Here is a 14,129-nt window from a genome sequence, read left to right as displayed (position 1 = left end):
ACGCCGAGTGTAGGCGCAGGCGTCACCACGATTGGTCGGGCTGCGTCCCTAGCCGGACGGATTGCCGTGGCTGCGTGGGCCGGTCGTGTCGGCCCCGCGGGGACCCTTGACGCCCTGGTAGCCGGGGCCGAACTCAGTGCCGTTGCCGATGAACGTGACTTCACCGAAGAACGGCAGTTCGATCGTGTCTCCGGTGAAGTCGAACGGGCTGGGGTTGGTATCGAACGGGCTCGGGTTGTCGGTGTAGTCGAATGGCGCAGCCTGCGCCGGCGCAGCTACCCCGATGGTGGCAGCGGCACACGCCGCCGCCAGTGCCCCCATGATGATCTTGTTCATTTGCTATTCCCCCTGGAATGCGATGAGTGATTTCCTCGACTGTACAAGCCCCTGCCCCGAGAGTCACCCACGAAGTAGCAGGTAATCCGCATTTCTGTCGGATCCCCGACGCCTTCAAGATCGCATACTTGCATCTGTAAGGATGCGATCTTGAAAACCGCTGGGATTAGCTGAGTCGATCTTTGTTTGCGCAACTATCAGCACATCTATTGACACTGAATGACGAGGCGTTTGAGTTGTCGAACAGCCACAATGTTCGCGCCCCACGAGCGGACCAGCACAACCGATGTCAGCAAACACTTGGCGAGGTCAGACATCGCGAACGGTAAACATCCACGTCGATGAGATGAACTAGGTGGATTGCCAGAACGGTCCCGGTGCGACCACCACACCTGGCTCGCCGCCCACGACGAATCCGCACCCTGCTAGGCGTCGACTCCGTAGCGGCCGGCGCTGAACATGGACGCCACCGCGCCGATGAGCATCATCACCGCCGCGGCCAGGAACACCACGGTCAGCCCGGAGTGGAATGGTTCGGTGATCAACTCGGGGAAGAACGTCTTGCCGGTCAGCACCTCGGCGTTGACTCCCGGCGCATCCAGCGCGCCTGAGGGCTCCAGCAATTCGCCGATCGGGTTGTAGCCCAGGAACGCCGCGAACAAACTCCCCACCGGGGGCGTATTGGCCACCTCGTGCGCGACGGTGGCCGAAACACCCTGCGCCTGAAGGCCGTTGCTCAGCGCCGATGGTAGCGAGTTGGCCAGCCCGACGACCATCAGCGAGAAGAAGATGCCGATGGACAGCGACGACCCGGCATTGAAGAACGTGGCCCGCACCCCCGAGGCGGCACCACGCTGCGCTGCGGGCACGCTGGACATGATGGCTGCCGTGTTCGGCGCGGTGAAGATGCCCCCGCCCAGGCCGTTCAGGAAGACCAGCAGCGCAAACACCCAGTAATCGAAGTTCACCGGAATCATCAGCAGCGCAATGAAGGACGCCGCCATCAGCAGCATCCCGCCGACCGTCAACGGGCGCGCACCGAACCGGTCGGCCAGCGTGCCGGCCACCGGCGCGGCCACCAGAAAACCGACGGTGACCGGCAGCAGGTAGATACCCGCCCACAGCGGGGTCGATTCGAAGCTGTAGCCGTGCAACGGAAGCCAGATCCCCTGCAGCCAGATGATCAGCATGAACTGCAGACCACCACGGCCTACCGAGGACATCAGCCCGGCGAGGTTCCCCATTCCGAATGCGGCAGAGCGGAACAGCCGGATGTCGACCATCGGCTGATCGACCCGCAACTCGATGAAGCAAAACGCCGCAAGGATCCCCACCCCGGCGATGATCGATCCGAGCACCCAGGGGTTGGTCCACCCGGTGCTGGCGCCGCCGTAGGGCTGGATGCCGTAGGTGATCCCGACGAGCAGCACGGTCAGTCCGACACCGAAGGTCAACGTGCCGGCCCAGTCCAGCCGACCCGGCGTGCGTACGCCGAGTTCGCGCAGCGACCGCACGCTCCAGATCGTGCCGAGCACGCCGATCGGCACCCCGACCCAGAAGATGGCCTGCCAATGCCATTCGGAGAGCACTCCACCGATCAGCAGGCCGAGGAACGACCCGGCCACCGCTGCCACCATGTTCACCCCGAGCGCCATGCCGCGCTGATTGGCGGGGAACGCGTCGGTGAGGATCGCCGACGACGAGGCCATCAGCATGGCGCCACCGATGCCCTGGATGACGCGCCAGGTGATCAGCCAGACCGCGCCGCCGTCGAGGTGGAACGGGTCGAAGGACAGTGCGACGGCCGCCACGGTGAAGACCACGAAGCCCAGGTTGTAGATGCGTACCCGGCCGAACATGTCCCCGAGCCGGCCGAACGGGACGACCAGCACGGCCGTCACCACCAGGTAGCCCATGATCATCCAGAGCAGATAGCTGACATTGCCCGGCGCCAGCGGGTTCAGCCCGATGCCCCGGAAGATCGCGGGCAGCGAGATCAGCACGATGGAGGCGTTGATCGCGGCCAGCAGGATGCCCAACGTGGTGTTGGACAGCACGATCCACTTGTAGAGCGGATGGTCGTGATCCAGCCGGGCGCGCGTCTGTTCAAGCTCAGTTGTCATCAGATCTCGATCTCCGAATCGGCAAAAAACATATATTAGCTATGCAAATGATCTCTCGGCAATCCGGGCGCAATGCGCTACGTTGGACCCGTCCACACGGGAGCACGCACCAGCGTGCTGAGAGGACGGCTAGGGCCGTCGACCGTACGAACCTGACCGGGTAATGCCGGCGTAGGGAGATGTGTAGATGAGTGTTGCTGTCAACCCCACCGTGACGACAGGCCCCATTGCGGGCAGTTCCAAGGTCTACTCGCCGGCGGGTGTGCCGTCCCGGCGCGTGCACCTGAGTACCGGCGACCATCTGGACCTGTACGACACGTCCGGGCCGTACACCGATGAGCACGCCACGATCGACCTGGAGAAGGGCCTGCCACCGCGCGCCGGCATCGTGCGCGACAGAGGCACTCAGCTACAGCGGGCCCGCAACGGCGAGATCACCGCCGAGATGGCGTTCATCGCCGAACGCGAAGGGGTCTCCCCGGAGTTGGTGCGCGACGAGGTGGCGATAGGCCGGGCCGTCATCCCGGCCAACCACAACCATCCCGAGAGCGAGCCGATGATCATCGGCAAGGCCTTCGGGGTGAAAGTCAATGCCAACATCGGCAATTCGGCCATCACGAGCTCGATTGCCGAGGAGGTCGACAAGATGGTGTGGGCGACCCGGTGGGGCGCGGACACCATCATGGACCTGTCCACCGGTAAGGACATCCACCTCACCAGGGAGTGGATCCTGCGCAACTCCCCGGTCCCGGTCGGCACCGTGCCCATGTATCAGGCGCTGGAGAAGGTCAACGGCGATCCCACCAAGATGACGTGGGAGTCCTACCGCGACACCGTGATCGAGCAGTGCGAGCAGGGTGTCGACTACATGACGGTGCACGCCGGGGTGTTGATGCGCTATATCCCGCTGACCGTCAAGCGGGTCACCGGGATCGTGTCCCGCGGCGGTTCGATCATGGCGGCCTGGATGCTCGCCCATCACCGGGAATCGTTCCTGTACGAGAACTTCGAGGAACTCTGCGACATCCTCGCCCGCTACGACGTGACCTTTTCCCTGGGCGACGGACTGCGCCCGGGATCGATCGCCGACGCCAACGACGAGGCCCAGTTCGCCGAACTGCGCACCCTCGGCGAACTCACCACAATCGCCAAATCCCATGGTGTGCAGGTGATGATCGAAGGCCCCGGCCATGTCCCGGTGCACAAGATCGTGGAGAACGTGCGCCTGGAGGAGGAATGGTGCGAGGAGGCGCCGTTCTACACCCTCGGTCCGCTGGCCACCGATATCGCACCGGCCTACGACCACATCACCAGCGCGATCGGTGCGGCGATCATCGCCCAGGCCGGCACCGCGATGCTCTGCTACGTCACACCCAAGGAGCACCTCGGCCTGCCCGACCGCAAGGACGTCAAGGACGGGGTGATCGCCTACCGCATCGCCGCGCATGCCGCCGATCTGGCCAAGGGCCATCCCCGGGCGCAGTTGCGTGATGACGCATTGTCGCTGGCCCGCTTCGAGTTCCGCTGGCACGACCAGTTCGCGCTGTCGCTGGACCCGGACACCGCCCGCGAGTACCACGATGAGACGCTGCCCGCTGAGCCCGCGAAGACCGCGCACTTCTGCTCGATGTGCGGCCCGAAGTTCTGCTCGATGCGCATCACACAGGACATCCGGGACGCCATGGCGGAGAAATCACTGGAGTTCGCGGAACAGGGCAACCGGGTGTATCTACCCTTGACCTCATGACCGAGTTCCTACCGCTGCCCGCGTTCGGGCAGACCCCCACCCGGGTGATGACCATCGCCGGCTCGGATTCCGGCGGCGGCGCGGGCATCCAGGCCGATATGCGCACGTTCGCCATGCTGGGCGTGCACGGCTGCGTCGCGGTCACCGCCGTCACGGTGCAGAACTCGGTGGGTGTCAAGGGGTTCCACGAGATACCGCTCGACGTGGTGGCCGGCCAGATCACCGCCGTCGTCGACGACATCGGCGTGCAGGCGGCCAAGACGGGCATGCTGGCCTCGTCCGAGATCATCGCGACGATTGCCGAGACCTGGCGCGGCCTCGACACCGGGGTGCCCCTGGTGGTGGATCCGGTGTGCGCCTCCATGCACGGGGATCCGCTGCTGCATCCGTCGGCGCTGAACTCGATTCGGACCGAACTCTTTCCGCTCGCCACCCTGGTCACCCCGAACCTCGATGAGGTGCGACTGCTTGTCGACGTCGATGTCGTCGACGCCGCCAGCCAGCGCGAGGCGGCCCGCGCGCTGCACGCGCTGGGCCCGCAATGGACACTGGTCAAGGGCGGCCACCTGCGGTCCTCGGGCGCCAGCCCCGACCTGCTGTTCGACGGCACCGAGTTCCACGAGTTCGACGGCCCGCGCATCGACACCGGCCATGACCACGGCGCCGGCGACACCTTGGCCGCCGCCACCGCCACCGCGTTGGCGCACGGGTACACCGTCCCCGAGGCAGTGGCCTTCGGCAAGCGCTGGGTGACCGAATGTCTGCGCGCCGCATACCCGTTGGGGCACGGACACGGACCTGTCAACGCGTTGTTCAGGCTTCTGCAGTGACGCTTGACGACCTGGCCGGGGTGGCGCACGAGCCGGACGGGAAGCCCAAGGGCACCGTCGTGCTCACCCACGGCGCGGGTGGCAACCGTGACTCCCCGATGCTGGTCCGGATCTGTGACGAATGGGCGCGCCACGGCTACCTGGCGGTCCGCTACAACCTGCCCTACCGCCGCCGCCGCCCGAAGGGGCCTCCGTCGAACTCGGCGAACTCCGATCAGGAGGGCATTGCGGAGGCGATCGCCTGGGCCCGCGCCCAAGGCCACGGCCCGGTCATCGCCGGCGGACATTCCTACGGGGGCCGGATGACGTCGATGGTGGCGGCCGCCCACAGCGCTGTACCCGATGTGCTGACCTTGTTCTCCTATCCCTTGCACCCGCCCGGCAAGCCCGAACGCGCACGCACCGAACACCTGCCCGGCATCACCGCACCGACGGTATTCACCCACGGCACCGCCGATCCGTTCGGCACCATCGACGAGATCCGCGCCGCGGCCGCACTGGTGACCGGGCCGGCCGAAGTTGTCGAGGTCACCGGGGCGCGCCACGATCTGGGCTCCAAGACTTTGGACGTCCCCCTGCTCGCGGTGACCGCCGCGGCTATCTTTCTTTCATGACCCTGCCGCCGCCCCCCGGTTATGGACCACCGCCCGGCGGTTTCCCGCCGCCGCCCGGGAGTTACCCAGCACCCCCCGCGGGAAACTTCCCACCACCCCCACCCCTCCCCTATTCCGACCCCTACGGGCAGGCCTATCCCCCGCCGCGTCCACCGGGCACCAACTGGTGGGCCATCGTCTCGCTGATCTTCGGTGTTCTCGGCGGTGTCCTGGTCAGCGTGATCTGCGGGTTCGTCGGGCTCAAGAAGGCCAAACAGGGCCAGGGCGGGCGCGGCATGGCGATCGCCGGCCTGGTGCTGTCGGGGCTGTGGGTGCTGGTCGGAATCGCGGTGGTCGCGGTGCTCGTCGCCAACAAGGACGAGATCTCGAACAGTGAGTTCGCCGACATCTTCGACCCGAATTCCGTCAACGCCGCCGATGTCGGACTCGGCGACTGCCTCTCGGAGATCCCGTCGGATGCCAGCCTGGTGGCCTCGGTGAAAACGGTGGCGTGCACCGAGCCGCACAAGGGCGAGGTGTACCACGTCGTCATGGTCCCGGACGGTGACTTCCCGGGTGAGACGGCGATCATCGACTATCAGGACCAGTGCCAGCCCGCGCTGGAGGAGTACTCGCCGTCGGCGATGGCGGACCCCGAGGTGGGGATGTTCGTGCTGTACCCGACCGCGGACTCGTGGAAGCGCGGTGACCGTGCGGTGACGTGCATCGCCACCACCGACGTGCCGCGCACCGGTTCGCTTCAGGAGTAGCCCGATACCTGAGGTACCGTTTCACCCATGTTTGACGCCGTCATCGTGGGTGCTGGATTCGCCGGTATCGGCGCAGCCATCCAGCTCAAACGGTCGGGGATCGAGAACTTCGTGATCCTGGACCGCGAGGACGATCTCGGCGGCACCTGGTACGTGAACCACTACCCCGGGCTTGCCGTCGACGTCCCCACCACCACCTACTCCTACTTCTTCGAGCCGAACCCGAACTGGTCGCGGCTGTTCTCCACCGGCGACGAGATCAAGCAGTACGCCGACGATGTCGCCGACAAGTACGACGTGCGCCGCCACATCCGCTTGCGCACCGCGGTCGACGGCGCGCGCTGGGATGAGGAGTCCAACCTGTGGCAGGTGAGTCTGGCCGACGGTGAGGTGCTGAGTGCCCGCTACCTGATCACCGCGACCGGCTTCCTGTCCCAGCCGAAGATTCCCGACATCCCCGGCATCGAGAACTTCGACGGGCGGGTCATCCACACCACCGAGTGGCAGGACGACTACGACCCCACCGGGAAACGGATCGCGGTCATCGGCACCGGCGCCACCGCGGTGCAGCTCATCCCGGAACTGGCCAAGTCCGCCGCCGACCTCACCGTCTACCAGCGCACCCCGATCTGGGTGGTACCCAAGATCGACCTGCGCTTCGGGCCGCTGGTCAAAAAGATGTTCGCCCGTATCCCCGCGACCCAGCGGGTGCTGCGCTGGTTCACCGACTCGGTCTACGAGGTCATGGTGTCGATCGGCGTGGTGCACTTCAAGACGTTCCGCGGTCGCGGCAACGTCTCGGCCGCCGATCTGTCCAAACTGCATCGCTTCATCACCATCCGCGACAAGGAGCTGCGACGCCGGCTCACTCCGGACTACGACTTCGGTTGCAAGCGACCGACATTCAGCAACGGCTACTACCGGGCTTTCACCCGCGACAACGTCCATCTGCAGGATGCCGGCATCGATCACGTGCAGTCCGACGGCATCGTCGGCAAGGACGGCACCAAGATCGAGATCGACACCCTGGTACTGGCCACCGGTTTCGACCTGTGGGAGGCGAACTTCCCCGCCATCGAAGTGATCGGACGTGACGGTCGCAACCTCGGGAAGTGGTGGCGCGAAACGCGTTTCCAGGCCTATCAGGGCGTCTCGATGCCGTATTTCCCGAACTACCTCAGCCTGGCCAGCCCCTATGCCTTCCTGGGTCTGAACTTCTTCAACACCATGGAGTATCAGATGCGGCTGATGGACCGGTTGTTCGGTGAGGTGCAGCGCCGCGGCGCCACCACGTTCGAGGTCTCCGAGGAAGCCAACACCCGCTACCTGGACCGGATGACCGAGCTGCTCGGCGATTCGCTGTTCACCCTGGGCAATTGCGCGAGCGCGCGGTCCTACTACTACAACCCCGCCGGTGAGCCGACGCTGCTACGCCCCACCACCACCGAGACCGCGATCAGGGAAGCCTCCGAGTTCCCCCTGAGCGATTACATCCTGCACTGAGAGGCATTTCCTTGAGCGAGAAGAAGAGTTCGAAGGCCACCACCCTGGCAGGCCTGTCGCTGGTCGGCGCGGGCCTCGGGCACTTCGCCGCCCCGCAGGTGTTCGAGTCGTTCACCAAGCCCGCCTTCCCGAACGACACCGCGCGGTACATCAAGATCAACGGCACCATCGAGACCGCCCTGGGCGTGGCTCTGCTGGTTCCCAAGACGCGCAAGCTGGCGGCGATCGGCGGACTGGGCTACATCGCATATCTGGGCGCCAACGCCATACGCAACCGCTGACACAGGTTCGTGTCATGACCGACCTCGACGAGCTTGCACTGCCCGCACCGGGGCAGACGCCGAGGCGGATCCTGACAATCGCCGGATCCGACTCCGGTGGCAGCGCCGGACTGCAGGCCGATATGCGCGCCTTCGCCATGCTCGGAGTGCACGGATGCGCCGCGGTGACGGCTGTGACGGTGCAGAATTCGTTGGGCGTCCAAGGCTTTCACGAGATCCCCGTCGATGTGGTGGCGGGGCAGATCAGCGCGGTGGCCTCCGATATCGGCATCGAGGCGGCCAAGACCGGCATGCTGGCCTCCACCGCCATCATCGAGACCATCGTGGCGACCTGGCGTGCCGAACGGCTCGACGGCGCCGTCCCGCTGGTGGTCGACCCGGTCTGTGCCTCCAACGTCGGCGAACCACTGCTGCATCCCAGCGCGCTCGACGCGATGCGCGATGACCTGATCCCGTTGGCCACGCTGGTGACACCGAATCTCGACGAGGTGCGTCTGCTCGTCGGCATCGACGTCGTCGACGAGCAGACGCAACGCGACGCCGCCCGGGCCCTGCACGCGCTGGGCCCGCGCTGGGCACTGGTCAAGGGCGGTCACCTGCGCAACTCCCCGGTCAGCTCCGATCTGCTGTTCGACGGCGCGGACTTCCATCGGTTCGCCGCCGCCCGGGTCGACACCCGGCACGACCACGGCGCCGGTGATACCCTCGCCGCGGCGATCGCCGCCGCGCTGGCGCACGGCCACACCGTTCCTGAGGCCGTCAGCTTTGCCAAGGTGTGGGTCACCGAGTGCATCCGGACGGCGTACCCGATCGGCCGGGGCCACGGACCGGTCAACGGCATGGCCCGCCTGAGCGCGACGAAAGGTGACCGCTGAAGCGCACTCTCGGCGTCTTCGACGCCGTCGTCATCGGTTTGGGCTCGATGATCGGGGCGGGCATCTTCGTGGCTCTCGGGCCTGCCGCGGCCGCCGCGGGCTCCGGGCTGCTCATCGGTCTGGCACTGGCCGCCGCGGTCGCCTATTGCAATGCGACCTCCTCGGCCCGGCTCGCGGCGCTGTATCCGCAGTCCGGCGGTACCTATGTCTACGGGCGGGAACGGCTCGGCGCGTTCTGGGGTCACATGGCCGGCTGGAGCTTCATCGTCGGCAAGACAGCCTCATGCGCGGCGATGGCGCTCACCATCGGGGTCTACGCCTGGCCGGAGGCCGCGCACGCCGTCGCGGTCGGAGCGGTCATCGCCCTCACCGCGGTCAACTATGCCGGCGTGCAGAAGTCGGCGCTGCTCACCAGGATCATTGTCGCGACGGTGCTCGCGGTGCTGGCCGCCGTGGTGGTCGCGCTGGCCGGCGCGGGCGAGGCGGCCCGGCTGAGCGTCGCCGCGGACGTCGACGGGTGGGGTGTACTGCAGGCCGCGGGTCTGTTGTTCTTCGCCTTCGCCGGTTACGCACGGATCGCCACCCTCGGCGAGGAGGTTCGCGACCCGGCACGCACCATCGTCCGGGCCATTCCCATCGCGCTCGGCATCACCCTGCTGGTCTACGCGACCGTCGCCGTTGCGGTGCTGTCGGTACTGGGCAGCTCCGGGCTGGCGTCGGCGACCGCACCGCTGGCCGACGCGGTGACGGCGGCCGGGCACCCCGAACTCGCCCCGGTGGTCCGGGTCGGAGCTGCCGTGGCCGCGCTGGGCTCGCTGCTGGCACTGATCCTCGGAGTCTCACGCACCACCCTGGCGATGGCCCGCGACCGGTACCTGCCCGCCGCCCTGGCGGTGGTGCATCCGCGCTTCGGTGGTCCGCACCGCGCGGAGGTGGCCGTGGGGGTGGTCGTCGCCGTATTGGTGGCCTTCGTCGACATCCGCGGGGCGATCGGTTTCTCGTCGTTCGCGGTGCTGGTCTACTACGCGATCGCCAATGCCAGTGCCTGGACGCTGCAACCACGACGTCGGGTCATCCCCGCGCTGGGGCTGGCCGGCTGCCTGCTGCTCGCCTTCACGCTGCCGGCGACGTCGGTGCTGATCGGTCTCGCTGTGATTGCGGTGGGCGCGATGCTGGTGTGTAGTCGACACTCGTGACCATGCTGCGCTGGAAATACGTGGGACCCGATGCCGATGTCGTCGCCCCCGATGAACGACTGAGCTGGCCGCGCACCCTCGGGATCGGCGCCCAGCATGTCGTCGCGATGTTCGGGGCGACGTTCCTGGTGCCGGTGCTGACCGGCTTCCCGCCCGCCACCACCCTGCTGTTCTCCGGTGTCGGCACGATTCTGTTCCTGCTGATCACCGGCAACCGGCTACCCAGCTATCTGGGGTCGAGCTTCGCGGTCATCGCCCCGGTCACCGCCGCGGTCACCGCGCAAGGCACCGGTTCCGCGCTGGGCGGCCTGATCGCGGTGGGGCTCCTGCTCATCCTGATCGGCGGGGTCGTGCACGTGATCGGCACCCGCTGGCTGGATCTGGCGCTGCCCCCGGTGGTCACCGGCGCGATCGTCGCATTGATCGGGTTCAACCTGGCTCCGGCGGCGAAGACGAACTTCGAACAGGGCCCGCTGGTCGGCCTGGTCACGCTGGTGCTGCTGGTCGGCGCGCTGGCCTTCTTCAAGGGCCTCATCGGCCGGCTCGCGATCTTCCTGGCGGTGGTGATCGGATATCTGTTGGCCCTGGCGCTCGGTGAGGTCGATACGTCGGGCATCGCGCAGGCGGCCTGGATCGGGCTGCCACAGTTCCAGACACCAACTTTCAGCCTCGCCGTGCTGCCGCTGTTCCTGCCCGCGGTCATCGCGCTCGTCGCCGAGAACATCGGGCACGTGAAGTCCGTGGGCCAGATGACGGGCACCGACCTGGACCCGCTGATGGGCAAGGCGCTGGCCGCCGACGGGGTGGCCACCGTGCTCGCCGGCGCCGGCGGCGGCTCGGCCACCACCACCTACGCCGAGAACATCGGCGTCATGGCCGCCACCCGTATCTATTCGACGGCCGCCTACTGGGTGGCCGCCGTGGTCGCCATCGTCTTGTCGCTGTGCCCCAAGGTGGGTGCGACGATCTCGGCCATTCCGCCGGGCGTGCTCGGCGGGGCGACCATCGTGCTCTACGGCCTGGTCGGGGTGCTCGGCATCCGGATCTGGCTGACCAACCAGGTGGACTTCTCCAAGCCGGTCAACCAGATGACCGCCGCCATCCCGTTGATCATCGGCATCGCCGACTTCACCTGGCAGGCAGGCACGTTGACGTTCACCGGCATCTCGCTGGGCGCCATCGCGGCGCTGGTCGTCTACCACGGGATGACCGGGCTGGGCGCTATTCGCCCAGCGCGTTCACCACAGTCGAGAACACCGCAGGAAGCGCCGCCGACACCGGAGTGATGGCGGCCCGCACCGGACGGATCCCGGTGGCGTGCAGCAGGCCCGCGGTCAGGAGTCGGTACCGGCGGGTGAGCGTGCGCCACCGGCGGTCGTAGTCCGCGGTGCGATCGTCCACGATGCACTTCACCAGCAGTTCGGCCGCGCCAAATGCCAGACCCATGCCCTCACCGGTCAGGGCGTCCACATAGCCGGCGGCATCACCGACCAGCAGCACCCGCCCGGCCCTGCGGTGCCGGACCTTCTGGCGCAGCGGCCCGGCCGCCCGGTCCTGCCCGTGCGGCAGACCGTGCAGCCGATCCATCAGGGCCGGGAACTGCCGAAGATGGTCCTCGAAGCCGCCGCGGGTGGACTTCAGGATCGCCACGCCCACGCAGTCATCGCCGACCGGGGTCACATACACTTCCCCGGCCTCCGGTCGCCGGCCCCAGTGCACCTCCACGCAGTCCGACCACGGCGCGATCTGGACGTGTCGGCGGATGCCCCAGCGACGGCGCTTCGGCTCCTCGCCCGACAGCCCCAGCGAGCGGCGGATCGGTGAGTGCAGACCGTCCGCCGCGGCCAGGTAGCGGGCCCGGAATCCCGCGGCGCTCACCGAGGTTGCGTCCTGGGTGACCGCGCCGACCTCACCGTGCACCACCTGGACCCCGGCGTCGGCGACGGCCTTGGACAGCGCGTCGTGCAGCACGGTGCGGCGCACCCCGCGGCCTGGACCGTTGGCGAACCGGGCCTCGGCGGTGCGGCGTCCGTCGAGGTAGCGGATGCCGTAAAACGCCCGGCCTTCGAGTTCCACCCCGAGCCGGTCCAGGTGGGCCAGGGAGTGCGGCATCAGACCCTCACCGCAGGCCTTGTCGATGGGCCCGCGCCGGTGCTCGACGACGACGACCTGCAGGCCCGCGCGCGCAGCGTGCGCGGCGGTGACCAGGCCCGCGGGCCCGCCGCCGGCCACCAGCAGATCGATCACGTCAACGCGCTCATGTCAGACCCTGCAGTGCTTCGTTCTCCACCCGGATCCGGGTGCGCAGCAGCAGTGCGTTGGCCACCGAGAACACCCCCGCGGTGATCCAGGCGCCACCCACCAGCGGCAGCGCGGCTCCCTCGAGGATCACGGCCACGTAATTGGGATGCGGCACAAGGCGATACGGACCACCGACGATGCGTGGCGCGCCCGGCACCACGACCACCCTGGTGTTCCACTGCTTACCGAGGGTGGTGATGCACCACCAGCGCAGCGCCTGGGCGACCACCACCACCCAGAACGCCGGCCAGATCCAGCGCCTGCGCGTGCGCGCCTCCAGCACCGCCCCGGCCAGCAGGCCGGTGTGCAGCGCCACCATCACCGGGTAGTGCCCGGCCCCGTATTCGCGGCCGCCGTTGGCCCTGCTCCAATCGAGGTTGCGCTTGGACACCACCAGTTCGGCCACCCGCTCCACCGCGACCAGCAGGATCAGTGCGACGAATGCCCTCATCGGATCAACGCCACCGCAGCAGCACGAGTTCGGAGCAGAAGCCCGGCCCCATCGCCATCAGTACACCGGGGGTGCCCGCGGTCGGCCGTTTGCGGATGGTGTCGCGCAGCACGTGCAGCACCGACGAGGAGGACAGGTTGCCGATCTCGGCGAGCGACTGCCAGGTCAGGTCCAGGGCGTCCGCCGGCAGCGACAGCGTGTCGATGATGGCCTCGATCACCTTCGGGCCGCCGGGATGGCTGACCCAGGTACCGATATCGGGGACCGTGAGGTCATGTGCACCAAGGAATCCGGTGACATCGTCACCGAGGTAGCGCCCGACGAAGGACGGCACCTCCGCGCTGAGCACGATCTCGAAACCGTTCGTGCCGATGTCCCAGCCCATCGCGTGCAGCGAGTCCGGGTACAGGTGGCTGCGCGAGTCCAGCACATCCGGCCCGGTCGGGTTCAGTTGCTCGGCCCGCTGGGCGCCGACGGCCACCACCGCCGAGGCACCGTCGCCGAACAGCGCACCGGCCACCAGCGTCGGCATGGACGGATGGTGTTTGCGCGTGAGCGAACACAGCTCCACCGACACCAGCACCGCCACCTTGTCGGGCGCACCGCGCAGGTAGTCGTGCAGCCGGGCGATCCCGGCCGCGCCGGCCACACAGCCGAGCCCGAAGATCGGGATCCGGCGCACATCGGCGCGCAGCCCGAGCCGGCCTGCGATCCGGGCGTCCAGCGACGGCACCACCGCGCCGGTCACCGTGGTGGTGATGATCAGGTCGACGTCCTCGGGCCGCAGGCCCGCCTCGTCGAGCGCGCCGGCCAGCGCAGCACACCCGAGTTCGGTTGCGTGCTCTATGAAAAGATTGTTCGCCTCGCCGAAATCGGTCAGTGCCGCATACTCTTCCAGTGGCCGGACCAGATACCTGCTGTTCACCTTGGCGCTCTTGTGCAGTCCGCGAACGGCGTCTTCGAGACCCTCGTATCCGGGCAGGGCAAGCAGCGCCTCGGTGATCTCGTCCTGGGTGTAACGGTGCGGGGGCAGCACCCCGTGCACACCGGCGATCGTGCTGTAATTGGGCATTCCGGCGAGATTAGTGGCCATACCCTGATTACGGGGTGCTACGCCGTTGGG

The 14,129-nt window shown here is 67.5% G+C and carries 14 protein-coding genes and 1 riboswitch; of the genes, 9 read left to right on the top strand and 5 right to left on the bottom strand.

What is annotated here, in order from left to right:
- Positions 1–48: 48 nt before the first annotated feature.
- Complete coding sequence (locus C6A86_RS03020) at positions 49–336, bottom strand: hypothetical protein (protein ID WP_105364959.1); 288 nt, start codon at positions 334–336, stop codon at positions 49–51.
- 425 nt (positions 337–761) lie between these two features.
- Positions 762–2,459, bottom strand: a complete 1,698-nt coding sequence (locus C6A86_RS03015; RefSeq protein ID WP_105364960.1) for an MFS transporter — start codon at positions 2,457–2,459, stop codon at positions 762–764.
- An 86-nt stretch (positions 2,460–2,545) separates the two neighbouring features.
- A riboswitch (TPP riboswitch) is annotated at positions 2,546–2,654 on the top strand.
- Here C6A86_RS03015 and thiC point away from each other — a divergent pair.
- The 9 genes from thiC (at position 2,647) to C6A86_RS02970 (ending at position 11,540) form a co-directional block, all read left to right on the top strand.
- The gene (gene thiC, locus C6A86_RS03010) at positions 2,647–4,206 is read left to right on the top strand and encodes a phosphomethylpyrimidine synthase ThiC (protein WP_105364961.1); all 1,560 of its coding nucleotides are present in this window, start codon (positions 2,647–2,649) and stop codon (positions 4,204–4,206) included. Its footprint overlaps the riboswitch before it by 8 nt.
- Positions 4,203–5,036: a bifunctional hydroxymethylpyrimidine kinase/phosphomethylpyrimidine kinase gene (thiD, locus tag C6A86_RS03005; RefSeq protein WP_105364962.1), complete on the top strand. Its 834-nt coding sequence runs from the start codon at positions 4,203–4,205 to the stop codon at positions 5,034–5,036. The genes thiC and thiD (C6A86_RS03005) overlap by 4 nt, the downstream gene beginning before the upstream one ends.
- Positions 5,033–5,650 (top strand): alpha/beta family hydrolase, encoded by a 618-nt coding sequence (locus C6A86_RS03000; RefSeq protein WP_105364963.1) that lies wholly within the window; start codon positions 5,033–5,035, stop codon positions 5,648–5,650. Before thiD (C6A86_RS03005) ends, C6A86_RS03000 begins: the two co-directional genes overlap by 4 nt.
- Positions 5,647–6,399, top strand: a complete 753-nt coding sequence (locus tag C6A86_RS02995; protein ID WP_311101023.1) for a septum formation family protein — start codon at positions 5,647–5,649, stop codon at positions 6,397–6,399. The genes C6A86_RS03000 and C6A86_RS02995 overlap by 4 nt, the downstream gene beginning before the upstream one ends.
- 27 nt (positions 6,400–6,426) lie before the next feature.
- The gene (locus tag C6A86_RS02990) at positions 6,427–7,902 is read left to right on the top strand and encodes an NAD(P)/FAD-dependent oxidoreductase (RefSeq protein WP_105361604.1); all 1,476 of its coding nucleotides are present in this window, start codon (positions 6,427–6,429) and stop codon (positions 7,900–7,902) included.
- Between the two features lie 11 nt (positions 7,903–7,913).
- Positions 7,914–8,183 carry a hypothetical protein gene (locus tag C6A86_RS02985; protein WP_105361603.1) on the top strand — a complete coding sequence of 90 codons (270 nt, stop codon included), beginning with the start codon at positions 7,914–7,916 and terminating at the stop codon, positions 8,181–8,183.
- 14 nt (positions 8,184–8,197) lie between these two features.
- Positions 8,198–9,058 carry a bifunctional hydroxymethylpyrimidine kinase/phosphomethylpyrimidine kinase gene (thiD, locus tag C6A86_RS02980; RefSeq protein ID WP_105361602.1) on the top strand — a complete coding sequence of 287 codons (861 nt, stop codon included), beginning with the start codon at positions 8,198–8,200 and terminating at the stop codon, positions 9,056–9,058.
- Positions 9,059–9,105: 47 nt separating this feature from the next.
- On the top strand, positions 9,106–10,254 hold the full coding sequence (locus tag C6A86_RS02975) for an APC family permease (RefSeq protein ID WP_105361601.1): 1,149 nt from the start codon (positions 9,106–9,108) through the stop codon (positions 10,252–10,254).
- Between the two features lie 2 nt (positions 10,255–10,256).
- A complete protein-coding gene (locus C6A86_RS02970) occupies positions 10,257–11,540 on the top strand; it encodes a uracil-xanthine permease family protein (protein WP_199196049.1) in 1,284 nt (427 codons plus the stop codon).
- Here C6A86_RS02970 and C6A86_RS02965 read toward each other — a convergent pair.
- The 3 genes from C6A86_RS02965 to C6A86_RS02955 are packed head-to-tail and all read right to left on the bottom strand — an operon-like array spanning position 11,476 to position 14,078.
- Positions 11,476–12,501 carry an NAD(P)/FAD-dependent oxidoreductase gene (locus C6A86_RS02965; RefSeq protein ID WP_311101022.1) on the bottom strand — a complete coding sequence of 342 codons (1,026 nt, stop codon included), beginning with the start codon at positions 12,499–12,501 and terminating at the stop codon, positions 11,476–11,478. The genes C6A86_RS02970 and C6A86_RS02965 overlap by 65 nt on opposite strands.
- Before the next feature lie 10 nt (positions 12,502–12,511).
- Positions 12,512–13,006 (bottom strand): isoprenylcysteine carboxyl methyltransferase family protein, encoded by a 495-nt coding sequence (locus C6A86_RS02960; RefSeq protein ID WP_105364546.1) that lies wholly within the window; start codon positions 13,004–13,006, stop codon positions 12,512–12,514.
- Positions 13,007–13,010: 4 nt separating this feature from the next.
- Positions 13,011–14,078, bottom strand: coding sequence for a type III polyketide synthase (locus tag C6A86_RS02955; RefSeq protein WP_105364575.1), 1,068 nt, complete (start codon positions 14,076–14,078; stop codon positions 13,011–13,013).
- Positions 14,079–14,129: the final 51 nt, after the last annotated feature.

Origin of the sequence: Mycobacterium sp. ITM-2016-00316 (genome assembly GCF_002968335.2) — a bacterium.
Classification (GTDB): domain Bacteria; phylum Actinomycetota; class Actinomycetes; order Mycobacteriales; family Mycobacteriaceae; genus Mycobacterium.
Note: the sequence above shows the minus strand (reverse complement) of the source record. Positions and strands in the feature narration are given on the sequence as shown.